Here is a 22,446-nt window from a genome sequence, read left to right on the forward strand (position 1 = left end):
TTGCCGGACGCGCACCCGGGGTACCTGTGTTCCCGAACCGCACGCCGCGATCACCGCGGATCACCGCGGGCATCCCGCGCACCGTGCACCCGACCCGCCGCAAGGCACCGAAACGCCCCATGACTCCCGGCAGAACCCGCAGGCGATCCGCCGCCGACGTACGCGGTGAAGGCAACAGAAGACGAGGTGCTGTGATGAGCGGACCGGTCAGTACGGTCGACGCCCCCGTGGCCCGGGCCGATACCGGCCACCCCGAGGCACCGTGCGTGGAGATCAGCGACAGCCGCGAGGCGACGGTCGGGAAGACCCGGGTGCGTCGCGCGCTGCCGCGCCGGGGCCGCCGCACGGTCGGCGCCTGGTGCTTCGCCGACCACATGGGCCCGGCCGACGTCACCGAGAACAGTGGCCTGGACATCGGACCGCACCCCCACATCGGCCTGCAGACCGTCACCTGGGTCACCGACGGGCAGGTGCTGCACCGCGACAGCCTCGGCTCCGAGCAGGTCATCGAACCCGGGCAGCTCAACCTGATGACCGCCGGCGGCGGCGTCTCGCACGCCGAGGAGGCCACCGGCCACTACCGCGGCACCCTGGAGGGCATCCAGCTGTGGGTGGCCCTGCCGGAGGCCACCCGGCACGGGCCGGCCGGCTTCGAGCACCACGCCGGGCTGCCGCAGGCCGACCTCGACGGGGGCGCGGGCGCAGCCACCGTGCTGATCGGGGACTTCGGCGGCGCCGTCAGCCCCGCCCGGCGCGACACCCCCCTGGTCGGCGTCGACCTCGACCTGCGCGCCTCCGCCACCGTGCCGCTGCGCACCGGTTTCGAGTACGCCCTGGTGGTCCTCGAAGGAGCCGTCGCCGTCCACGGGAAGCCCTTGCACCCGGGCCGGCTGGGCTACCTCGGCGAGGGCCGCGACGAACTCCGGCTGGAGGTGCGCGAGCCGGCCCGGGCGATGCTCCTGGGCGGCACGCCGTTCGAGGAGCCGATTCTGATGTGGTGGAACTTCGTGGGCCGCACCCGGGCGGAGATCGATGCCGCCCACGCGTCCTGGCAGCGGCAGGACGACCGGTTCGGCCGCGTGGAGTCCGCGCTGCCGCGAATCCCGGCCGCCGCCCCGCACTGGCAGCGGGCCGGAGGGGAGCGGTGAGCGCCTCCCGGGTGCGGATCGACCGGCGGCATCGGAGGAGGAGCACCGCATGAGCACGGCCGTCCGCGACAACCCCGCCGAGAACCGCTACGAGATCCACGAGGGTGAACGGCTGGCAGGTTTCTCCGCCTACCGGCTCACCGGCCGGAGGATCGCCTTCACCCACACCGAGACGCTGCCGGAGTTCCGGGGACGGGGTCTGGCCGGGCGGCTGGTCGCCGGAGGACTCGACGACGCCCGCCGCCGCGGACTCGCCGTCCTGCCGTTCTGCTCCTACGTCCGGGAGTACATCGCCGAGCACGCCGACGCCCACCTCGATCTCGTCCCCGCACAGGACCGCGCCCGGTTCGGCCTGCCCCGCCCGGAGACGGCATGACGCCGAACGCCGCGCCGGCACGCTCCCGGCGGGGACGGTGCGGAGGACTGGCGTCAGCCGGGCGGCTCGGTGTCGCCCACCTCCGCCGCGATGCGCTCGCCCCAGGCCCGTACCTGCTCGCGGTCGCGGAAGTCGCCGCCCCTGCCCTCCGCGACGAGCCGGCGGGTGAGAAAGCCGTCGGAGTCCTCCGCGAGCCGGCCCCCGAAGGTCATGTGGCCGCGGGCGTGGACCCGTTCGGCGATACGGGCCACCGCTTTCGGCGGCGGGATCTCGCCCTCGGAGGCGGAGGAGTCGAGCGGGCCGCTGCTGAAGAGCCAGACGGGGCGCCGGTCGAGTTCGCTGCGGTTCCGGCGGGCGAAACGGGCCGCGTCCTTCTGCCAGCGGCCGGCGTAGAGGCCGCCGCCGATCACCACGGCGTCGTACGGTTCGAGGTCCTGGACGCCGGAGGCCGGGAGGACGACGACGTCGATCTCCCGGGCGCGCAGCACGTCCCCGATCCACTGGGCGATGTCGGCGGTGGAACCGTGCTTGCTTCCGTAGGTGACGAGTACGCGCTGTGCTGTGAGCATGTCTGTTCACCGTCCTTCTGTTCCCGTGTCGTTCGGTTCTGCCGGCGAGCTCGGGCCGCCGGGCGGGGCCGGCCGTCAGAACCGGCGGAGCCAGCCGTCGGCGAGGCCGTGCAGGGCCGGTTCCACCGGGCGGATCTTCGAGTCGTCGTAGCGGTGGGTGAGATGGCTGACCACGCTCACCACACCGTCCACCTGCCCGGCCATGTGCTCGGCGATCGGCACCTCGCTGCGCCGTTCCAGACAGCCCTCCAGGACGACCACGCCGCCCACGACCGTGACGCCGATGGCGTGCGGGGGCAGCCACAGCGCGTCCACCAGTACCTCGTCGATGATCTCCCGGCGGATGTCGGCGTCCGGCCGCAGGAAGATCTGGAGCAGGTCCCGCCGGGTGACGATGCCGACCAGCCGGTCCTCCTCGTCCACCACCGGCAGCCGTTCCACCTGGTGCCGCGCCATGGTGCGGGCCGCGTGCGCGATGGAGGTCACGGCGCGGACGGTGACGGCCGGCGAGGTCATCAGTTCCCCCGCCGTGGGCGCGCGGCCGTCCTCCCCGGCGGCCCGCCGGGCGGTGTGGCCGAGCCGGGGCAGGCGCAGTCCGCCGGTTCCGGCCTCGGGCCCCGCCCCGGGGCCTGTCTCCCGGCCGCCGGCTCCGTCCCGTCCGGCCCGACTGCTCATCAGGTCGGAGACGGAGACCACCCCGATGACCTTCTCGTCGTCGTCCACCACCGGCATCCCGCTGATCCCGTGCTCGTCCAGCCACGTCACGATGTCCTTGAAGGGGGTGGTGGCGACTGCGCGGACCACGTCGATCGTCATCGCGGTGCCGACCTTGCGGTGCTTCATGGTTCTCTCCTCCTCGGGGGCGGCGGGGCTCAGCGCAGCCGGCGCAGATAGGGGTCGCGCGCCTGCCGGGGCAGCAGGCGGATACGGACGTCGAGTGCGGTGACGCCGTCGGGCCGGGCGACGACCGGGTTGAGGTCGGCCTCGGCGAGCTGCGGCAGGTCGCACGCCATCCGCGAGACCCGCAGCAGCAGTTGTTCGAGCCCTTCGAGGTCGACCGGGCCGCCGCCGCGGTAGCCGAAGAGCAGCGGTGCGGAGCGCGGCGCGGTGATCAGGTCGTGCACGTCGCGGTCGGTCAGCGGCGCCAGCCGTGCCGCGTGGTCGGCCAGCAGTTCCGTGGCGGTGCCGCCGAGGCCGAAGAGCACCAGCGGCCCGAAGACCTGGTCCTGGACGACTCCGGCGACCAGCTCGGTGCCGCGCTCCGCCATCGGCTGGACCAGCACCCCGGTCATCACCTCCCCGAAGCGCCCGGCCAGCGAGCGGTACGCCCGCCGCACCCTCTCCTCGCCGGCCAGATCGAGCAGCACCGCGCCCTCGTCGGTCTTGTGCACCAGGCCGGGCCAGTACGCCTTCAGCACGACGCGGCCCTCCGGCCCGGGGGCGAGGCGGGCGGCGGCGTCGACCGCGCTCTGCTCGTCCCCGGCCCAGGCCCAGGGGAGCTGCGGGATGCGGTAGTGGTCCAGCAGTTCGGCGCTGCGGCGCGGGTCGAGCCAGCCGCCGTCCGGGTGCTCGGCGAGGAAGGCGTCCACGAGCGCGCGGGCGCCGTCGGCGTCGGTGCCGTGCAGCTCGGGGAAGGTGCCCGTCGGCCGGGCCAGGAACCGGGCCCGCTCCGCGGCGTGGGCCAGGGCGCGGGCGGCGGCCTGCGGGTCCGCGTACGCGGGGACGGCGGCGCCGCCCCGGGTGTGCAGCAGCCGCACGGACTCGGCCTGGTCCAGCAGGACCGCCGCGACCGTGCGGGGCCGGCGGCGCTCGGGGGCCGCGTGGGTGAGGGCCCGCAGCGGGTCGTCGCCCGTGGCCGCGGCCAGCGCGGTGGGGACGAGGGCGAGCAGCACCGCGTCCACGGCCTCGTGCGCGGACAGCCGGTCCAGGACGGCGCTCAGCGACTGGTCGCCGACGGCCGCGGTGGCGTCCACGGGGTTCGCCGCGCTCGCGCCCGGCGGCAGCCACTCCAGCAGCTCCCCGACCAGGTCGGCGGGAAGCTCCGGCACGCTCAGGCCCGCCTCGACGCAGGCGTCGGCGGCGAGGACGCCCGCGCCGCCCGCGTTCGACACCACGGCCACCCGCGACCCGGTGGGCAGCGGCTGGGCGTGCAGCAGGGCGGCGGTGTCGAGGAGTTCACCGACCGTGCGGGTGGCGATGATCCCGGCCTGGGTGAAGAGGGCCTGCCGGGTCATGGTCGGCGTCGCGGCCGCGGCGGTGTGCGAGGCGGCGGCGCGGCGGCCGGCGTCGGAGCGGCCCGCGTCGACGGTCAGCAGCGGCATCTTCCGGGTGACCCGGCGGGCGGTGCGGGAGAAGGCGCGCGGGTTGCCGAAGGACTCCAGGTGCAGCAGGGCCATGTCGGTGCGGCCGTCCTCCTCCCACCACTGCAGCAGGTCGTTGCCGCTGACGTCGTACTTGTCGCCGAGCGAGACGAAGCTGGAGACGCCGACGCCGAGCCGGGACAGCCCGCCCAGCAGCGCGATGCCCACCCCGCCGGACTGCACGGCGACCCCGGCGGTGCCCGGCAGCGGCCGGTGCGCGGCGAAGGTGGCGTCCAGCCGCACGGGCTCCTCGGTGTTGGCGATGCCCAGGCAGTTCGGGCCGACGAGCCGCATCCCGTAGCGGCGGACGGTCACCAGCAGCGCCTCCGCCTCGGCGTCGTCCAGCCCGGAGGTCAGCACCACCAGGGCGCGGACCCCGGACTTGCCGCACTCCTCGGCCACTTGGGGCACGGCGCGCGCCGGAACGGCGAGCACGGCCAGCTCGGGCGGTTCGGGAATCGTCGTCACGGACGGGTAGCAGGGGGTGTGTTCGACGGTGTGGATGTGCGGGTTGACGGCGTGCAGCGCGCCGGTGAAGCCGGCCCGGCGGATGTTGCGCAGCACGGCGCGGCCCACGGAACCGGGCTTGGTGCCCGCCCCGACGACGGCGATGGAACGGGGCCGCAGCAGCGGCCGCAGGCTGGCGGCGTCGGCGGTCCGGCCGCGCTCGTCGCAGGCGGCGAGGTAGCGCTCGTCCGGTTCCAGGCCGACGGTGCAGTGCACCTCGGAGTTCTCGAACCGGCGGGCGGTGCTCAGGCCGAGGTCGGCGAAGACCTGGAGCATCGCGTGGTTGTCGGCGAGGGCGTCGGCGGTGAAGGTGGCGACACCGTTCGCGCGGGCCGCGTGCACCAGGTGCTCCAGCAGCAGGGTGCCGACGCCGCGGTGGTGGAAGTCGTCGGCGACGGCCAGGGCGACCTCCGCCGTGGCGGGGTCGGCGGGGCCGGTCTCGTACTCGGCGACGCCCACGATCTGGTCCTCGCAGAAGGCGATCAGCGGCAGGAACCCGGGGCGTGGTGGACCGCAGAACCGTTCGGCGGCCATCCGCCCCGACAGCCGGCTCGCGCCGAAGAAGCGGAACCGCAGGTTCTCCGGCGACATCTCCTCGTACAGCCACAGCACCTGCTGGATGTCCTCCGGGCGTGCCTGACGGATCTCCACCGTCCTGCCGTCGGCCAGCAGTGCGTGCGTCATCTCGGCGCGGTGCGCGATGTCCGTCGTCATGGTGTCCACTCCCCTGGGGCTGCCTCGGCTTCTCTCCAGCATCCGGCGGTGCCGGGACGCCCGCAGGGGCTGGTGGGGGCAGGGCGGCAGGGCCGTTCGGCCCCGGTGCGCCGCCGCCGGCCGGGCCCCGGAACCCGGCCCGGGACCCGCCCCGCGAGCAGGGCCGAACGGCCTCACCGGGCCCGGGCCGCTCGGTCCCCGAACCGCCCCCGGGCAGGGGCCGTACGGCGTGCCCGGGGACTCCCGTCGGCCCTGTCCGGGGGGAGGGCCCGGGCCGGAGGATGGACACCGATGAGAGGCGCCCGCAGGGACACCCCCCGAGCGGCGCCGCGAAGACATGCGGAGGCAGTGATGACGGTGGTGACACCGACCGGCACAGAGGCGCCCGGAGCGGCGTGGCGCGGGTTCACGGGCGAGCACTGGCGCCGCCGAGTGGACGTCCGGGGCTTCATCCAGGCCAACTACACCCCCTACGAGGGGGACGGAGCCTTCCTGACCGGCCCGACCGAGCGCACCCGCACCGTCTGGGAGAAGGTCAGCGGCCTCTTCCCGGAGGAGCGCCGCAAGGGAATCCTCGACGTCGACACGGCGGTCCCCTCCACGATCACCTCGCACGCGCCCGGCTACATCGACCGCGACCGCGAGCTGATCGTCGGCCTGCAGACCGACGCCCCGCTGAAGCGGGCGATCATGCCGAACGGCGGGCTGCGGATGGTCGAGAACGGGCTGCGCGCCTACGGCTACGAACCCGACCCGTTCGTCACCAAGGTCTTCGGCACCTACCGCAAGACCCACAACGCGGGCGTCTTCGACGCCTACACCCCCGAGATGCGCCGGGCCCGCAAGGCCGGCATCATCACCGGCCTGCCCGACTCCTACGGCCGCGGCCGGATCATCGGCGACTACCGGCGCGTTCCGCTCTACGGCACCGCGATCCTGATCAAGGAGAAGAAGGCCGAGCGCTCCCTGCTCGACCACCGGCCCTCCACCCCGGACGTCATCCGGGACCGCGAGGAACTCGCCGAGCAGATCCGGGCACTGGGCGAACTGGAGGAGATGGCCGCCGGCTACGGCTGCGACGTCACCCGCCCCGCCGCCACCGCCCACGAGGCCGTGCAGTGGCTCTACCTGGGCTACCTGGCCGCGGTGAAGGAGCAGAACGGCGCCGCGATGTCCCTCGGCCGCACCTCCACCTTCCTCGACGTCTACCTCGAACGGGACCTCGCCGAGGGCCGCGTCGACGAGGCCCGCGCCCAGGAACTCATCGACGACTTCGTCATCAAGCTGCGGATCGTGCGCTTCCTGCGCACCCCCGAGTACGACGCGCTGTTCTCCGGCGACCCCACCTGGGTCACCGAGGCCATCGGCGGCATCGGCCGGGACGGGCGCCCGCTCGTCACCCGCACCTCCTTCCGCTACCTGCAGACCCTCTACAACCTCGGCCCGGCCCCCGAGCCCAACCTCACCGTGCTCTGGTCGCCGCGACTGCCCGAGGGATTCAAGACGTTCTGCGCCCAGGTCTCCATCGACACCAGCTCCCTGCAGTACGAGTCGGACGAGCTGCTGCGCCCCTGCACCGGCGACGACACCGCCATCGCCTGCTGCGTCTCCGCGATGACGGTCGGCGAGCAGATGCAGTTCTTCGGCGCCCGCGTCAACCTCGCCAAGGCCATGCTCTACGCCGTCAACGGCGGCCGCGACGAGATGACGGGCGAGCAGATCGCCCCCGAGTCCGAGCCGCTGACCGGCGAGTACCTGGATTACGACGAGCTCTGCAAGGCGTACGACCGGACGCTGGACTGGCTGGCCGCCACCTACGTGGACGCGCTCAACGTCATCCACTACATGCACGACAAGTACGCCTACGAGCGCCTGGAGATGGCGCTCCACGACCACCCCGTGCACCGCACCATGGCCTGCGGCATCGCCGGCCTGTCCGTCGCCACCGACAGCCTGTCCGCGGTACGGAACGCCCGGGTGAAGGTCGTCCGGAACGCCGACGGGCTGGCCGTCGACTACGAGGTCGAGGGCGAGTACCCGGCCTACGGCAACAACGACGACCGCGCCGACACCATCGCCGCGGACCTCGTCCGCTCCTTCATGGAGAAGGTGCGCCGGCACCCCACCTACCGGGACGCCGAGCACACCCAGTCGGTGCTCACCATCACCTCCAACGTGGTGTACGGCAAGCACACCGGCAACACCCCGGACGGCCGCCGCGCCGGACAGCCCTTCGCCCCCGGCGCCAACCCGATGAACGGCCGCGACAAGCACGGCATGGCCGCCTCGGCCCTCTCCGTCGCCAAGATCCCCTACGAGGCGGCGCGGGACGGCATCTCCCTGACCTCCACGGTCACCCCGGAGGGCCTGGGCCACGACCCGGCCGAACGGGCGGGGAACCTGGCCGGAATCCTCGACGCCTACACCGCGTCCGGCGGCTTCCACATGAACGTCAACGTCCTCGACCGGGCCACCCTCGAAGACGCGATGGAACACCCGGAGAACTACCCCGAGCTGACCATCCGCGTCTCCGGATACGCCGTCAACTTCGTGCGGCTCACCCGCGAGCAGCAGCTCGACGTCATCAGCCGCACCTTCCACGGGGCGATGTGAGCACCGTGAGCAGCATGGGCCGGATTCACTCCTGGGACCTGTCCACCGGCGTGGACGGGCCCGGGACCCGGTTCGTCCTCTTCGTGAACGGCTGCCCGCTGCGCTGCCTCTACTGCGCCAACCCGGACACCTGGCGCATGCGCGACGGGCGGCTGGTCACCGCCGACGAGGTCGTGGAACAGATCGACAGGCACCGGGCGTTCATCACCGCCGCCCGCGGCGGGGTGACCGTAACCGGGGGCGAGCCGCTGCTCCAGCCGGCCTTCACCGGCGAGATCCTGCGCCGCAGCAAGGAACGCGGACTCCACACCGCCCTGGACACCTCCGGGCTGCTCGGATCCCGCGCCTCCGACGAGATGCTCGCGGACACGGATCTGGTGCTGCTCGACATCAAGGCGTTCGACGTCGGCACCTACCGCAGCCTGACCGGCGGCCGGCTGGCCCCCACCCTCAGCTTCGCCACCCGGCTGGACCGGCTCGGCGTCCCGGTGTGGGTCCGCTACGTCCTCGTCCCCGGCTGGACCGACGACAAGAACTCCGTCGACGGGCTCGGGGAGTTCCTCTCCGGGCTCGGCAACGTCGACCGGGTCGACGTCCTGCCGTTCCACAAGATGGGCGCCGGCAAGTACGAGGCCCTCGGCATCCCGTTCCCGCTCCGGGACAACCCGGTACCGGACCCGGAGCTCACCGACCGGGTGCGGGAGCAGTTCCGCGAGCACGGGCTGCGGGCGCTCTGACGGAGAGGGGGAACGGACCGGGGAGGCGAGCGGCGCGGTCGGGCAGTGAGCAGTGAGCAGTGAGCAGTACCAGCGGAACACAGCAAGTCCACAGCAGGACTAGGAAGTCAGGGAAGGACTCGTCATGACAACCCGTCGCGTGGTCGTCGGTGTGGACGGCTCGCTCCTCGCCGTACGGGCGCTGGACCGGGCCGCGGAAGAGGCGGCGCTGCGCGGCGCCGCCCTGGAGATCGGCTACGCGGTGCCCGATCCCGACGTGGCCGGGCCGGTCCTGCAGACCGCCGTCTCGCGGGCCCGGGCCCGCCACCCCGGGCTCGAGGTCACCGCCGTACCGCTCACCGGCGAGCCGGCCCGCGCCCTCGCCGACCTGGGCCGGGACGCGGCCCTCACCGTCGTCGGCAGCCGCGGCTTCGGCGGCTTCGCCGGGCTGCTGCTCGGCTCCGTCAGCCTGCGGCTCGCCGCGTACACGGAGAGCCCGCTGCTCGTCGTCCGGCGGGACTCCCACCCGGCCGAGTACGGCGAGGTGCTGCTCGGCATCGAGAGCGACGAGGACGCCGACGCCTCGGCGTACGCCTTCGAGGAGGCCGAGCGCCGCCACGCCCGGCTGCGCATCGTGCACGCCTGGACCTACCGCTACTCGGTGCCCGACGCCCTGGTCCCCGTGCCCGCCACCTCCGTGCAGGAGGACATCAACCGGCAGGCCGCCGCCGAGGAGGCCGTGCCCGGCTTCACCGTGGCGGGGCTGCGGGAGAAGCACCCGCGGGTCGGCATCGAGACCCGCACGGTCCGCTCCGGCCCGGTGCACGCCCTGCTGAACGCGACCCGCACGGCCGATGTCGTCGTCATAGCCTCCCACCGCCGCCCCGGCGAGGGCCGGTACGGCTTCCAACTCGGCCATGTGACACGGGCGTTGCTGCACCACGCGCACTGTTCGGTGGTCGTGGTCCCGAGCCCCGCCGAGGAGAGCTGACCGGACGCGAACGAGGGGCCGGGTACTCCCGGCCCCGGGAACCCGTGAGGGGGCGGGCCGGTCCGCGCTCCTCCGAACCATCCACATCACCCGGCCGGCGGAACCGGGCGGCGGCCGGAGACTGCGCCCTCGCAGGGCGGGTACCCGCCGCGGCCCGGAAGCGGCCGGAGTTCCAGGAGGAACGCGACATGCCCCCGAGTACCAGGGAGAACGGCGCCGCCGTCCTCGTGGCGTACGCCAGCGAGCACGGTTCCACCCGCGAGATCGCGGAGCGGATAGCCGGCCGGCTGACCCGGGCCGGACACCGCGCCGAGGCCCGCCCGGTGGACGGGGCGGTGGACCCGGACCCCGGCCGCTACGACGCGGTGGTCGTCGGCAGCGCGGTGCACAACCAGCAGTGGATGCCCGAGGCGTCCGGCTACGTCCGGCGCCACCGCGCGGAGCTGGGGAACCGCCCGGTGTGGCTGTTCAGCGTGGGCATGGGCGCGGCCCTCGGCCGGCCGCTGCGGAGCCTGGCGTCGCAGCACGAGCCCAAGAACGTGCCCGCACTGCGCGACGAGATCCACCCGGTGGGGACCCGCGTGTTCTCGGGTGCCGTGCGGCGCGGGGACCTCCCGCCCGCGGGCCACGCCGCCTTCAAGGCGATGGGCGGCCACTACGGCGACTATCGCGACTGGGAGCGGATCGAGGCCTGGGCCGACGAGATCGCACACCGTCTCCCGGAGGCGCAGGCCGCGTAGGACCCGGCGCCCGGGGCCCGGGGCCCGGGGCCCGGGCGCGCCCCGGGCGGCGGGCGCCCGCCCGCGGGGTGCGCTCCGACCGCACATGCGGCGTTCATGGGCGTATGCCACGCTTTGATCCTGGCTGGTCCGCGTCCGGAGAGAAGAGGTGGTCAGCCCATGGTGCTCCCCGTCGTGGCCGGTGTGGACGGCTCGGATTCCAGCCTGCGGGCCGTGGACTGGGCCGCCGACGCGGCCGTGCGCCACGAGGCCCCGCTGCGGGTGCTGTGCGCGACCGGCCCCGCCCTCGGCACCCCCGTACCGGACCTGAGGGAGAACGCCGAGCGCATCCGGGACCTGGCCGTCGAACACGCGCGGAAGCGCGTCCCGTCGGTGGAGGTGACCGGCGAGATCGTGCCGGAGAACGCCGCCGACGCCCTGCTCTCCGCGGGCCGCAACGCCTTCACCCTGGTCGTCGGCAGCCGCGGGCGCGGCGGGGTGACGGGCATGCTGCTGGGCTCCGTCGGCCTGGCCGTCGCGGGGCGCGCCGACTGCCCGGTCGTCGTCGTCCGCGGCGAGCCGGACAGCGGCACGGAACCCGTCGTCCTCGGCGTCCAGGACGAGGACGCCGAGGAGGCCACCGGCCGGGCGCCGGGTATCGAGGACACCGCGGAGGGGCGGAGCGCGGCCGAGTTCGCCTTCCGCGAGGCCCAGCGCCGGGGCTGCGAACTGATCGCCCTGCACGCCTGGCGGACTTCCGGCGGCGAGCCGGACTCCGGGACTCCGGAGGAGGGGGACGCGGCCGAACAGGGCCGGGCGCGGGCCGGGAAGGTGATCGACGAGGCGGTCGGGCCGGCCCGGGAGCGGTACCCGGACGTCGTCGTCCGGCGGCGGGCCACCGGAGGACCGGCCCGGCAGGCCCTGCTGAACGCGGCCCGTGAGGCGAGTCTGCTGGTGGTCGGCGCCCACGCCCGCCACGGCCACTTCGGCCTGCAGCTCGGCCTGGTGAACCATGCCGTGCTGCACCACTCTCCCTGCCCGGTGGCCGTGGTCCCGCAGGCCTGAGCGGATGCCCCGGCGGAGTGGGCCACGCGGACGGGCCGGCGGACGGAACCGGGGGACGGTCGGCCCGGGATCGAGCCCGGCAGGCCCTGTCCGTGGCGCGGACCCGGTGATGTGCTGGAGGGAGCACCGGGGGAACCCGGCGCACCCCGCCGCTCCGGCCGGGCACGGCCCCACCGGGCCGCAACCGGACCGACCGGGGACCGGCGGCCCGGCACCCCGCACCGGCCCGGGAACCGGAGCCGGGAAGGGAAAGCGGCCCAGGAGGAGGGCGTGATGTCGAGTCACATGGTCGTCGTGGGAATCGACGGCTCCCCGCAGAGCATGGCGGCGGCGGACTGGGCCGCCCTGGAAGCCCGGCGGACCGGCCGCCCGCTGCGCCTCGTCCACGCCTGGCACCCGCTGGCCACCGACGCCGACTACCCCCTCCACGCCGAATCCCGCCACCGCTGGGTGGAGAACCGGCTGAGCGCGGTCCACCAGACGCTCGCCGAGCGCCTACCCGGTCTGCGGATCGAGGTCGAGCGGGTCGCGGAGGCACCCGTGAAGGTGCTCCTCGCGGAGGAGGCGGAGCTGCTGGTCCTCGGCTCCCGCGGACTGTCCGGGATGTCGGGGCATCTGCTGGGCTCGGTGAGCCTGTCCGTCATCGCCCGCACGGCGCGGCCGGTGGTGCTGGTACGGGCCGACTTCGACGGGCGGGCGGAGGATTCCGGCACCGTCGTCCTCGGGCTCGACCTGCGGCACTACGGCAACGCGCCCATCGACTTCGCCTTCCGCGCGGCGGCGGCCCGGGGCACGTCACTCCTCGTCGTCCACGCCTGGAACCCCCAGCTTGTCTACGGCTACGCCTCGGCCCCGCTGGACGAGGAGCTGACCGCGGAGCTCCAGGAGCGGGAGGAACGCTCCCTGACCGGGGTTCTCGGTCCGTGGCGGGCCAAGTACCCGGAGGTCGCCGTCACGGGGCGGGTGGCGGCCGGGTCCGCGGGCCGGGTGCTGATCGAGGCCGCCGGCGGCGCCGGCCTGCTGGTCACCGGACACCAGCTCGATCACCCGGGGCACAGTTCGCGCATCGGCCATGTCACCCACGGAGTCCTGCACCATGCCGCCTGCCCGGTGGCCGTCGTCCCCCACGACGGCGAGCCGGACGGCGACCGGGACGGCGGCCCGGCGGCCTGACAGCGAGTGGCCCGAGCCTGGCTCTCAGACCAGGTCGAGGACCTCCTCCACCGGGCGGCGCGGGGTCTGCGGGCCCGTCGGTCCGTAGCCGAGGCGGATCACCATCTGCACCACACCCATGGACGTCTGCGGGTCCCGCACCAGCCAGCGCAGATCCGGCCACTCCAGCGCCTGCGAGGTCAGCGACGAGACCAGCCCGTCCCGGGTGGCCAGCAGCAGGACGCGCTCCATGGCCTGGCCCGCCCGCAGCCAGTCGGCGGGACGGTCCTCCGCCGTGCCGAGCAGGGCCAGCTGCGGAGAGGTCTCGAACACGGCCTGCTCCCGGTCGGGCGGGGCGTCACGGCCCGCGAAATCGCGGACCGTGGCCCGCCCGCCGTACGGGCGCGGCCCGAAGGCGTAGTCCGGGACGCCGTCACCGGCCCGCGCGGAGACGTCGGCACCGGTGCGGATCCAGCGTTCGAGTTCGGCGCGGAGGCCGGGGTCCGTTCCGGAGCGGCCCTCGGCGTCCTGGACGAGGGAGAGCACCGACCGCAGATGCCAGATGCCGGGAAAGGCGAGGTCGGCCCCTTCGGCACGGGCGGCCTCCGCCAGCCGGGCCCTGAGGTCCTCCGGGATGCGCCGGTCGGTGAACGGGGAACGGCTGGTGTGCCGGAGCGGAATGGCGGGCCGCAGCTCCGCCAGGCCGGGGTCCGTGCCCGGCCGCGCGCGGCCGCCTTCCTCCGGGCCTGCGCCATCCGTCCCCGTCAGGTGCACGGAAGCCAGCAGACCGGGGTCGGACGGGTCCGGCAGCAGCCGGACCCCGGGCCGCAGCCCTTCACCGGCCGCCGCCACCCGGAGGTTGAAGAGCGCGGCGCCGCAGCCGAGGTGCAGCGCCCGGTGGTCCGGGTCGGCGTGCGGCATGGCCCGCTCCGGATCCCCGCGCAGCTCGACGGTGCGGCTGCCGGGGCGGTGGCGGAACCGCCAGGGCTGCGCGTTGTGCATGGACGGTGCGGCCGTGGCCTCGCGGACCAGATCCGTGACGAGTGTGGTGTCGAGCGGTCGTCCTGGCATACCGCACCTCCTCGGGTGGCGTGCGGGCCCGGCCCTCTCCGGCGGTCCCCGGCCGGGCGAGGGAGACGGGTCCCTCCCCTCCACGGTAGATCGCCCAGCGTCCCGAGCGGGCCGGACAGGGGGTCCGGACACCGCGTCCGGGTGGCGCGGAAAGCGGCCGGCCGGTCCCGCACCGTTCCTTGTGATTTGGTTCCCGCTCCTCCGGCCCGTAACACCGGCCGCACCGCCGCCGTCAGGGGGTGCGGACCACCAGCACGGCCATGTCGTCGTGGCCGTCCCCGGGATGCCCGTCGGCCAGGGCCCGGCAGAGGTCGTCCAGCGGCGCGGCGGCGTGGGCGGCGGCGAGCCGGGCGAGGGCGTCCAGGCCCCGGTCGAGGGGGTGGTCGCGGTGCTCGACCAGTCCGTCGGTGAAGAGGACCACCGTGGTGCCGGGCGGCAGCGGGAACCTGTGGTCCGGCCGGGTGAGCCGGGGGTCGACCCCGAGCGGCAGCCCCGGCTCGCCGTGCAGCAGGCGGGCCGTGCCGTCGTGCCCGAGGATCATCGGCGGCGGATGGCCCGCCACGGACCAGTGCAGGGACCACGTCCCGGCCCCGCCGGGCTCCGGTTCGATCCGGGCGAGGCAGGCGGTGGTCACGGGGTTGTCCGTGATGGCGTGCAGGGTGTGGTCGAGCTGTGTGAGGATCCCGCTGGGCGGGGTCCACCGGTCGTACAGCAGGGCGCGGAGCATATTGCGGGTCTGCGCCATGGCGGCCGCCGCGATGAGGTCGTGGCCGACGACATCGCCGATGACCATGGCGCAGGAGCCGTCCGGCAGCAGCAGCGCGTCGTACCAGTCGCCGCCGACCTGCCCCGGGTGGAGGTCCTGCTCGGTGGAGGGGCGGTAGACCGCGGCGCCGGTGAACGGGGTCAGGTCGGGCAGCCGGGGGAGGAGCATGCGCTGGAAGCGCTCCGCCGTGCCGCGGGTCCGCTCGAAGAGACGGGCGTTCTCGATGGCCACGCCCGCGGCCCCGGCCAGGGCGACGACCACCGCCTCGTCGTGGTCGTCGAAGGGCCGCCCGTCGCGCCGGTCACAGAGATAGAGGTTGCCGTAGACCCGGCCCCGGACGGTGATGGCCACCCCGAGCAGCGTGCGCATCGGCGGGTGCCCGGCGGGGAAGCCGACGGACTCCGGGTGACTCGGGATGTCGTCCACCCGGAGCGGTTCGGGGTGGTGGATGAGATGCCCCAGCAGCCCGTGGCCGTGCGGCAGTTCGACCCCCTCCAGGGCGCGGTACTCCTCGTCGTCCAGACCGAGGGTGATGAACTGCGCCAGCCCTTCCCCCTTCTCGTCCAGGACACCCAGGGCGCCGTAGTGCGCGCCGACGAGCTCCATGGCCGTGGTGACGATCTTCCGCAGGACCACGGGCAGGTCCAGCTCGCGGCTGACGTCGAGGACCGCGTCCAGGAGGCCCCGGAGGCGGCTCTGGGCCTCCGCGAGCTGCCGCAGCTGGTCGGAGATCCCGTGGAGGTCCTCCTGCTGCGGGTGGGTTCCGAGGGCCTGCTGGTTCTCGTGGTCCACTGGTCCGTGCTTCCGATCGTGCGCCGGCTGCCACCGGTCCCGTACGGGCCGCGAACGCGGCCCGTGGGCCCGGCAGAGTTCATTGGACCACGAGTATGCCCATGTCAGGGGAGGTGCCGGCGCGGGACCCGCCCTCCGTCCGCCCGCATGCCGGGGCGCCGGCGCCGGAGGAAGGATCGGGCGGAGCGGCGCGGCGTCCCGGGGAAGCGGCACGACGGTCCGTCCGGCCGGAGTCCGGGCCGGCGTCAGTCCGTCTCGATGCGGCGGCCGGACAGGCGCTCGGGATCGATGAGCACCCAGAAGTCGCGCACGCCGCCCGCCCAGGGTTCCGCATGCGTGAGTTCCGCCAGACGGCCGACCATGTCCGGCTCCGTGACGTGCCGGGCCCGCCCGATGACGAGCACGCTCCAGCCGCGGCTCATGGCGTCGTCGACCGCGTCGACCTCGAAGGCGACGCGGTGGCCCGCCGCGCCGGCGGGCGCGGTGCCGGGCGCGGTCCGGTACGCGATCCGGCCGGCCTCCACCACGTAGTTCACCGGGACGATCACGGGGTCGTCGGCGAGCGACAGGCCGACGCGCCCCACGCCGTGCGAGGAGAGCAGGGACCAGCACTCCTCGGCGCCGAGAGGCACCAGCCGGGGATGGGCCGCGGCCCTGCTCCGGCCGGCCGGCCTGGCCGCACCGGCGCCGCGCAGCGCGTCGACGGAGGTCCCCAGCGCGCCGGCCAGCCGGGCGATGCCCGGCGCGCTGGGGTCGGCGGAGTGCTCCTCCAGATACGCCAGATAGCCCGGCGCCATACCGGCCCGGGCCGCGGCCTCCTCGCGGGTGAGCCCGAGCCGCTCGCGCTGGAGGGTGATCCGGCGCCCGATGTCACCCGGGTCCGGAGTCCTGTGGGCCTTTCCGTTCTCCGTTTCCGACACGGCCACGTTCCTTCCGTCACAGCTCGGGGCTCCGTCACCAGGTTCGCCCGGCACGCCGCCGTCCGCCCGTCCGGGACGGCCGCCCGGCCGGGGCCCGGGCCGGTCCGGACGGTCCCGGGAAGCCGCCGGCGGTCCGGACCGCAGCGGGGGCCGCGTCCGCCAGCCGTGCCACGGGCCGGCGGGCGCGGCCGGGAGAACCGCCCGGTGCCCGGGGCGCGGGTGGCACTGGTGCCGCCGGGCTCCGGGCGGACCCGCGGTTCAGGCGGGCCGGTCCCCGGCGGGTTCCGCTGCGGCGCGCGGACCGTCCTCCGCCGTCCCGCCGCGCCACGGCGGCGGAGCGGCCGAACGGCGGGCGGTCTGCCGGCTGTCGAGGGCCCGCTCCACCCGGCGGCGCAGCCGGTCCTGCAGGCGGTCGGTGGCCTCCTGGCTGGTGGCCTCCCGGGCGTGGGCGACCACCAGGTCCGGGCCCACCCGGAGTTCGGCCGCGGCGGTCCAGGGGTGCTCGGCGTGGTGGGCGTTGGCCTTGGCGATCCGCACGCCGCCGGTCACCGGGGGCAGCCCCTGCCGGTCCAGCACCGCGCCGATCTTCGCCCGGAGGTACTCCAGCACCCCCTCCTCGACGTTGCCCTCGGCGCGCACGCGCACGGCCTCGGCGCCGCGGACTCCGGTTTCCCTGGCAGTCATTCCGACCACTCCCTCGTAGCTCTTCCCGACGGCCCCAGTCTTCTGCCGGGGCTCCGCCGGACCCAGGGCCCATCGGTCCCGGTACGGAGGGCCGGGAGACCTGCCGTTGATCACTTTCATCCCGGTGCCCGCGGGCCCGTGCGGGCCGTTCACCGGCCCGCACGCCCGGGACGGCGGCTCCCTCCGCCGGGGACGGCACCGGCGTCCGGCCGGTACCGCCCCGGGACCCTCAGGCGTGGGGGACGACCACGACGGGGCAGTGGGCGTGCTGGGTGGCGGCCTGGCTCACCGAGCCGAGCAGCAGCCCGGCGAAGCCGCCGCGGCCCCGCTTGCCGACGACCAGCAGCCGGGCCTCCTCACTCGCCTCGACCAGGGCCTCCCGGGCACGGCCTCGGACCAGCCGGTGCTCGACCGGCACATCCGGGTAGCGGTCGCGCCAGCCGGCCAGCGACTCGGCCAGCAGCCGCTCCTCATCGGCCTTGAGCATCCCCGGCTCGTAGGCGTAGGGGGCCGACTTGTCCTCGGGCGGCGGCACCGGCACGCTCCACTCGGACCAGGCGTGCAGGGCGACCACACCCGTCTCCCGGGCCGCGGCCGCCTCGAACGCGAAGTCGAGCGCCGCCTCGCCCGCCGGGGAGCCGTCGACACCGACCAGCACCGGCCCGGTGCCGTCCGTCCTGCCGCGGACCACCAGCACGGGGCAGTGGCTGTGCGCCGCGAGCTGCCCCGCCACCGAACCGATCAGCAGCCGGGTGAAACCGCCCAGGCCCCGGCTGCCGACCACCATCAGGGCGGCCGAGCGGGACTCCTCCTCCAGCACGGTCAGCGCCTCGCCGGTGACGACCTCCCCGCCGGCCTCCACCTCCGGCGCGGTCGCCCGCGCCCGCTCCTCCGCCTCCGCCACGATGCGCTTCGCCTCGTACCGCAGGTCGCCCTCGACCGCCCCCAGCGGCATGTGCGTCGAGGGCCACACGAAGGCGTGCACCACCCGCAACGGGCGGTTGCGGTACGCCGCCTCCCGGGCCGCGACCTCGACGGCTTCCAGACCGGACGGTGATCCGTCCACCCCCACCACCACAGGACCGTTCCTCGCCATCACCGGTCACCTCTCCACTCGCTCTGTGTCCCCGGGCCGGATGCGCAAGCCGCGAGGGCGTCCGCAGGGCCGGCCGGGCCGCTCCGGCGGGCCGGGGCGGCGCGGGGCGGCCTGTACCGGGCGGTGTCCCGGTCTCCTCCCAGCACACCACCGCGGGGGCCCGGACGGCAGGGTCCGGCGGGCCACTTGGCGGGGCCCACCGGCCCTGAGGGGTGGCGCGGCGGCCTTCGCCGCGCCCGGAGGGGACGGTGTCCCTGCGCCGGGGCCCGGCAGGAGGCCCGGGCACCCCGCCGCTCCTGCCCCGCGGCGCCGGCAGGGGGCCCCGCGGACCGGCCGCTCAGTGGTCCGCGGGGATCGGTGCGGGTCCGTGGGGACCCGGGCCGGGGCGGGCCCGCCGTGCGCACCGCCTCGCCCAGGGGCCCCGGCCTCCCTCCCACGATGTGGCCCCGCACCCTCGCCGGCAACCGGGCGGGTGATCCGGACAGTGGCCCGCCGGCCCGTGCCGCACAAGGGCCCATGGGCCCCGCCCGTACCCCCTGGGCCCTGTTGCAGCGCCTGTCCGTTGCGGGAAGGCTGCGAGCATGGTGAGGGACGAGGAGGCTCCGGTGGCGGCACCGCCCGCTGCCGGTCTGTCCGTGGCGGAGGCCGCCGCGCGGCTGGAACGGTACGGTCCGAACATCGTCAGCACGGCCCGCCCCACGCCGTTGTGGCACCGGATCGGCACGCAGCTGCGCGATCCGCTGATCCTCGTGCTGCTGGTGGCCATCGCGCTGACCATCGCGACCGGCGACTACCTCGACACCTCGATCATCTCCTTCGTCGTCGTGGTCAACACGGCCGTGGGCGTGACCCAGGAGGTCCGCGCGGAGCGGGCCGTCCTGGCGCTGCGCGAGCTCAGCGCACCCGGCGCCCGGGTGGTGCGGGGCGGCGAGGAGCGCCATGTGCCGTCCTCGGAGGTGGTGCCGGGTGACCTGGTGCTGCTCGGCGAGGGCGACATCGTGCCCGCGGACGGGGAGCTGCTGGAGGAGGCCGCGCTGCTCGTCGACGAGTCCTCGCTGACGGGCGAGGCGGAACCGGTGGGCAAGCCGCTGCCCGCGGACGGGGAGCAGCGGCCCGTCGTGTCGGCCGGCACCGTGGTCGTACGGGGCCGCGCCCGCTTCGTCGTCACCGCCACCGGCGCGGACAGCGCCACCGGCCGGATCGCGGCGCTGATGACGACGAAGCCCGCCGCCACACCGCTCCAGCGCCGCCTCGCCGCGTTCGGCCGGGTGCTGGCGGCCGTCGCCGTGGTGCTCTGCCTCGTGGTGCTGGTCATCGGGCTGCTGCGCGGGCAGGACCCGGAGCTGATGGCGGTGACGGCGATCAGCCTGGTGGTCGCCGCCGTCCCCGAGTCGCTGCCGGCCGTGGTCACGCTCGGACTGGCGCTGGGCGCCCGGCGGATGGCGGAGCGCAACGCGATCGTGCGGCGCCTGCCGGCCGTGGAGACCCTCGGCTCCGTCACGGTCATCGCCACCGACAAGACGGGCACCCTCACCGAGGGCCGGATGTCCGCCCAGCGGCTGTGGACCCGGCACGGCACGGCGGCCGTCTCGGGCACCGGCTACGCCCCCGAGGGGCGGGTCGAGCGCGAGGACACCGAACTGCGGCCGGACACGGCACCGGACGTCACGGAACTCCTCACCGCCGCCGTCCTCTGCAACGACGCCGCCCTGCAGGCCCCGGACGCCACGGACGGCGAGGACGGCCGGAGCGGCGAGGCCCGTTCGAGCGCCCAGGGCGACGAGGCCGACTGGCACGCCCTGGGCGACCCGACGGAGGCCGCCCTGCTCACCGCCGGGGCCCGGCTCGGCCTCGACCGGGAGGCGCTGGCCCGGGAGTGGCCGCGGACGGAGGAGGTCCCGTTCACCAGCGACCGGGCCCGGATGACCACCGTCCACCGCCGACCCGGCGGCGGGCTGCGCGTCGTCTGCAAGGGCGCGCCGGAGGTGGTGCTCGTACCGGAGGTGCTCGCCGACGGCGCCGGGACGCTCGCCGAGGCCGCGGAGGCCGCCGGTCAACTGGCCGGGGAGGGCTACCGGGTGCTGGCCGTCGCCGTCGCCGACCGCGCGGAACCGCCGGAGGACGGCGGGGACTGGGAGTCCGGGCTGAACCTGCTGGGGCTGATCGGCATCCTCGACCCGCCGCGGGAGGCGGCCGCCGAGACGGTGGCGGCCTGCCGCCGGGCCGGGATCATCCCCGTCCTCATCACCGGCGACCACCCGCTGACCGCCGGAGTGGTGGCGCGGCGCCTCGGCGTGGTGGAGGCGGCGGACGCGGCGGAGGAGGTCACCACCGGCGACCGCATCCGCGACGGCTCCGCCGGTGATCTGACCAGGCCGCGGGTCTTCGCCCGCACCAGCCCCGAGCAGAAGCTCGACATCGTCCAGGCCTGGCGGGGCGCCGGGCACGTCGTGGCCATGACGGGTGACGGCGTCAACGACGGGCCGGCGCTGCACCGGGCGGACATCGGCGTGGCCATGGGCCGCCGCGGCACCGAGGTGGCCCGGCAGGCCGCCGACCTGGTGCTGGCCGACGACGACCTGGGCACGGTGGTCGCCGCCGTCGAGGAGGGCCGCCGGGTCTACGCCAACGTGCGGCGGTTCCTGCTGTACGGGCTGGCGGGCGGGGCGGCGGAGATCCTGGTGATGCTGTTCGGCCCGTTCCTCGGCATGCCGCTGCCGCTGCTGCCCGCCCAGATCCTCTGGATCAACCTGCTGACCCACGGCCTGCCCGGGGTGGCGCTCGGCGCGGAGCCGGTGGCGCCCGACACGATGCGGCAGCCGCCGAGGCCGCCGGAGGAGAGCGTGCTCGGCGCGGGACTGTGGCCGCGCATCCTCGCCATGGGCCTGGTGATCGCCGGGGCCTCGCTGGGGGTGGGGATCTGGGCCCACGAGACCGGGCGGCCGTGGCAGACCATGGTCTTCCTGGTGCTGGGCGCCACGCAGCTCGGGGTGGGCCTGGCCTCCCGGGCGCGGCCGGGCACCTTCACCAACCCGTTCCTGCTGGTCGGGATCGCGGCCGCGCTGGCGCTGCAGATCGCGGGCGTCTACCTGCCGCCGCTGCAGAAGCTGCTCGGCACGGAGGCCCTGAGCGCGGGCGACCTGCTCATCGGCTGCGCCCTCTCGGCGGTCGGCTACGCCGCGATGCGCCTTCAGGTGCGGCTGTCGGCGCGTGCGGGGCGGTCCGCCGGAGAGGAGGTCCCGGAGGTCACCGGAGATCCGGAGACGCCGGGGGTGCCGGAGGACCGGGAGCGGGCGGCCGGCCGCTGAGACGGCCCGGCGGGTGCGCGGGGAGCTCGGGGCGCCCGGGGTGCCCGCGCGAACGGCGCAGCGCGGCCGGGCGGTCGGGGCGAGGCCCGGGGCCGTACCGGCGGCCGTCCGTACGGGCGAGCGCCCGTGCCGGCCCGGCCCGTCAGATGAGGGGGCTCTCCCGGACCGGCCCCGCGCCGTTGCGGTCGATGTGCTCGCGCACGCCCACGACGCCGTCCACCCCCCGGCACAGCCGGACGAGTACCGGCACCAGCCGCCGCGACGGCACCGTGCCGCCCAGCCGGACCTGTCCGTCCGTCACCTCGGCCGTCACCCCCCGGGCGGCGTCCCCGACGGTCTCCGCCAGGACGTCGTGGAGGATCTCCTCGCGGATCGCCTCGTCCGTGCGGAGGAAGACCCGCAGCAGGTCGCGGCGGCTGATGATGCCCAGGAGCCGGTCGGAGGCGTCCACGACGGGGAGCCGTTTGATGCCGTGGATCTCCATCAGCCGGGCCGCCTCCACGACCGTCCAGTCCGGGCGGACGCACACGGCGGGCGCCGACATGATCTCCTCGGCCCGGGCGCCCTCCGCCTTGGCGCGCTCCCACGCCTCCAGATGCGGCATGGGGGAGACACGGTCCCCGGTCTCCAGCCGGTCGGTGGCCTTCCGCAGCAGGTCGTTCTCGGAGACGACACCGACCGGGCGGCCCGCGGCGTCGACGACCGGCACGGCGGTGACCCGGTGTTCGGCGAGAAGCCCGGCGAGTTCCTTGAACGGGGTGTCCGGCCGGACGGACACGACGTCCCGGGTCATCAGTTCTCCGACCGTGCGGTGGCGCATCGTCCCGCTCCTCTCTCCGTCCGCCCGTCCGCCGTGTGGCCGGGGCCCCGCGGCGGCGT

Annotated in this window: 18 protein-coding genes; 9 read left to right on the plus strand and 9 right to left on the minus strand. The window is 75.3% G+C overall.

Features of this window, described 5'->3' with window-relative positions:
- The first annotated feature begins 194 nt into the window (after positions 1–194).
- Positions 195–1,148 (plus strand): pirin family protein, encoded by a 954-nt coding sequence (locus E4N63_RS28360; RefSeq protein WP_125622612.1) that lies wholly within the window; start codon positions 195–197, stop codon positions 1,146–1,148.
- A gap of 49 nt (positions 1,149–1,197) precedes the next feature.
- Positions 1,198–1,524, plus strand: coding sequence for a GNAT family N-acetyltransferase (locus E4N63_RS28365; protein WP_125622611.1), 327 nt, complete (start codon positions 1,198–1,200; stop codon positions 1,522–1,524).
- A 53-nt stretch (positions 1,525–1,577) separates the two neighbouring features.
- Here the strand turns inward: E4N63_RS28365 and E4N63_RS28370 are convergent, their stop codons facing one another.
- The 3 genes from E4N63_RS28370 to E4N63_RS28380 form a co-directional block, all read right to left on the minus strand.
- The gene (locus E4N63_RS28370; RefSeq protein ID WP_125622610.1) at positions 1,578–2,093 is read right to left on the minus strand and encodes a flavodoxin domain-containing protein; all 516 of its coding nucleotides are present in this window, start codon (positions 2,091–2,093) and stop codon (positions 1,578–1,580) included.
- A 75-nt stretch (positions 2,094–2,168) separates the two neighbouring features.
- Positions 2,169–2,936, minus strand: a complete 768-nt coding sequence (locus E4N63_RS28375) for a CBS domain-containing protein (RefSeq protein ID WP_125622609.1) — start codon at positions 2,934–2,936, stop codon at positions 2,169–2,171.
- 29 nt (positions 2,937–2,965) lie between these two features.
- The gene (locus tag E4N63_RS28380) at positions 2,966–5,674 is read right to left on the minus strand and encodes a bifunctional GNAT family N-acetyltransferase/acetate--CoA ligase family protein (protein WP_230242028.1); all 2,709 of its coding nucleotides are present in this window, start codon (positions 5,672–5,674) and stop codon (positions 2,966–2,968) included.
- A gap of 351 nt (positions 5,675–6,025) precedes the next feature.
- On the opposite strand from E4N63_RS28380, the gene pflB reads away from it, so the two are divergent.
- The 6 genes from pflB (at position 6,026) to E4N63_RS28410 (ending at position 12,951) form a co-directional block, all read left to right on the plus strand.
- Positions 6,026–8,287 (plus strand): formate C-acetyltransferase, encoded by a 2,262-nt coding sequence (gene pflB, locus E4N63_RS28385; protein ID WP_125622607.1) that lies wholly within the window; start codon positions 6,026–6,028, stop codon positions 8,285–8,287.
- Between the two features lie 14 nt (positions 8,288–8,301).
- Entirely contained in the window at positions 8,302–9,024 is a 723-nt protein-coding gene (gene pflA, locus E4N63_RS28390; protein ID WP_125622606.1) for a pyruvate formate-lyase-activating protein, read from the plus strand.
- Between the two features lie 124 nt (positions 9,025–9,148).
- Positions 9,149–9,994: a universal stress protein gene (locus E4N63_RS28395; RefSeq protein WP_230242029.1), complete on the plus strand. Its 846-nt coding sequence runs from the start codon at positions 9,149–9,151 to the stop codon at positions 9,992–9,994.
- A 188-nt stretch (positions 9,995–10,182) separates the two neighbouring features.
- Entirely contained in the window at positions 10,183–10,734 is a 552-nt protein-coding gene (locus tag E4N63_RS28400; protein WP_125622605.1) for a flavodoxin domain-containing protein, read from the plus strand.
- Between the two features lie 159 nt (positions 10,735–10,893).
- Positions 10,894–11,778 (plus strand): universal stress protein, encoded by an 885-nt coding sequence (locus E4N63_RS28405; protein ID WP_230242030.1) that lies wholly within the window; start codon positions 10,894–10,896, stop codon positions 11,776–11,778.
- Positions 11,779–12,051: 273 nt separating this feature from the next.
- The gene (locus E4N63_RS28410; RefSeq protein WP_230242032.1) at positions 12,052–12,951 is read left to right on the plus strand and encodes a universal stress protein; all 900 of its coding nucleotides are present in this window, start codon (positions 12,052–12,054) and stop codon (positions 12,949–12,951) included.
- A gap of 24 nt (positions 12,952–12,975) precedes the next feature.
- On the opposite strand, the gene E4N63_RS28415 is transcribed toward E4N63_RS28410, so the two are convergent.
- The 5 genes from E4N63_RS28415 to E4N63_RS28435 form a co-directional block, all read right to left on the minus strand.
- Positions 12,976–14,001: a nitroreductase family protein gene (locus E4N63_RS28415; RefSeq protein WP_230242034.1), complete on the minus strand. Its 1,026-nt coding sequence runs from the start codon at positions 13,999–14,001 to the stop codon at positions 12,976–12,978.
- Between the two features lie 232 nt (positions 14,002–14,233).
- On the minus strand, positions 14,234–15,559 hold the full coding sequence (locus E4N63_RS28420; RefSeq protein ID WP_230242035.1) for a PP2C family protein-serine/threonine phosphatase: 1,326 nt from the start codon (positions 15,557–15,559) through the stop codon (positions 14,234–14,236).
- A gap of 245 nt (positions 15,560–15,804) precedes the next feature.
- Positions 15,805–16,479 (minus strand): pyridoxamine 5'-phosphate oxidase family protein, encoded by a 675-nt coding sequence (locus E4N63_RS28425; protein ID WP_228429665.1) that lies wholly within the window; start codon positions 16,477–16,479, stop codon positions 15,805–15,807.
- A gap of 258 nt (positions 16,480–16,737) precedes the next feature.
- Positions 16,738–17,163, minus strand: coding sequence for a hypothetical protein (locus tag E4N63_RS28430; RefSeq protein ID WP_125622601.1), 426 nt, complete (start codon positions 17,161–17,163; stop codon positions 16,738–16,740).
- A 229-nt stretch (positions 17,164–17,392) separates the two neighbouring features.
- Entirely contained in the window at positions 17,393–18,259 is an 867-nt protein-coding gene (locus E4N63_RS28435; protein WP_125622600.1) for a universal stress protein, read from the minus strand.
- Between the two features lie 581 nt (positions 18,260–18,840).
- On the opposite strand from E4N63_RS28435, the gene E4N63_RS28440 reads away from it, so the two are divergent.
- Positions 18,841–21,567, plus strand: coding sequence for a cation-transporting P-type ATPase (locus tag E4N63_RS28440; protein ID WP_230242036.1), 2,727 nt, complete (start codon positions 18,841–18,843; stop codon positions 21,565–21,567).
- Positions 21,568–21,709: 142 nt separating this feature from the next.
- On the opposite strand, the gene E4N63_RS28445 is transcribed toward E4N63_RS28440, so the two are convergent.
- Positions 21,710–22,387 (minus strand): CBS domain-containing protein, encoded by a 678-nt coding sequence (locus E4N63_RS28445; protein WP_125622598.1) that lies wholly within the window; start codon positions 22,385–22,387, stop codon positions 21,710–21,712.
- Between the last annotated feature and the right edge of the window lie 59 nt (positions 22,388–22,446).

This window comes from Streptomyces sp. MNU89, assembly GCF_020982505.1.
GTDB lineage: Bacteria > Actinomycetota > Actinomycetes > Streptomycetales > Streptomycetaceae > Streptomyces > Streptomyces xinghaiensis.

Coding starts and splice junctions, on each gene's coding strand:
- E4N63_RS28360 (WP_125622612.1), top strand. CDS start 195: ATGAGCGGACCGGTCAGTACGGTCGACGCCCCCGTGGCCCGGGCCGAT.
- E4N63_RS28365 (WP_125622611.1), top strand. CDS start 1,198: ATGAGCACGGCCGTCCGCGACAACCCCGCCGAGAACCGCTACGAGATC.
- E4N63_RS28370 (WP_125622610.1), bottom strand. CDS start 2,093: ATGCTCACAGCACAGCGCGTACTCGTCACCTACGGAAGCAAGCACGGT.
- E4N63_RS28375 (WP_125622609.1), bottom strand. CDS start 2,936: ATGAAGCACCGCAAGGTCGGCACCGCGATGACGATCGACGTGGTCCGC.
- E4N63_RS28380 (WP_230242028.1), bottom strand. CDS start 5,674: ATGACGACGGACATCGCGCACCGCGCCGAGATGACGCACGCACTGCTG.
- pflB (WP_125622607.1), top strand. CDS start 6,026: ATGACGGTGGTGACACCGACCGGCACAGAGGCGCCCGGAGCGGCGTGG.
- pflA (WP_125622606.1), top strand. CDS start 8,302: ATGGGCCGGATTCACTCCTGGGACCTGTCCACCGGCGTGGACGGGCCC.
- E4N63_RS28395 (WP_230242029.1), top strand. CDS start 9,149: ATGACAACCCGTCGCGTGGTCGTCGGTGTGGACGGCTCGCTCCTCGCC.
- E4N63_RS28400 (WP_125622605.1), top strand. CDS start 10,183: ATGCCCCCGAGTACCAGGGAGAACGGCGCCGCCGTCCTCGTGGCGTAC.
- E4N63_RS28405 (WP_230242030.1), top strand. CDS start 10,894: ATGGTGCTCCCCGTCGTGGCCGGTGTGGACGGCTCGGATTCCAGCCTG.
- E4N63_RS28410 (WP_230242032.1), top strand. CDS start 12,052: ATGTCGAGTCACATGGTCGTCGTGGGAATCGACGGCTCCCCGCAGAGC.
- E4N63_RS28415 (WP_230242034.1), bottom strand. CDS start 14,001: ATGCCAGGACGACCGCTCGACACCACACTCGTCACGGATCTGGTCCGC.
- E4N63_RS28430 (WP_125622601.1), bottom strand. CDS start 17,163: ATGACTGCCAGGGAAACCGGAGTCCGCGGCGCCGAGGCCGTGCGCGTG.
- E4N63_RS28435 (WP_125622600.1), bottom strand. CDS start 18,259: ATGGCGAGGAACGGTCCTGTGGTGGTGGGGGTGGACGGATCACCGTCC.
- E4N63_RS28440 (WP_230242036.1), top strand. CDS start 18,841: ATGGTGAGGGACGAGGAGGCTCCGGTGGCGGCACCGCCCGCTGCCGGT.
- E4N63_RS28445 (WP_125622598.1), bottom strand. CDS start 22,387: ATGCGCCACCGCACGGTCGGAGAACTGATGACCCGGGACGTCGTGTCC.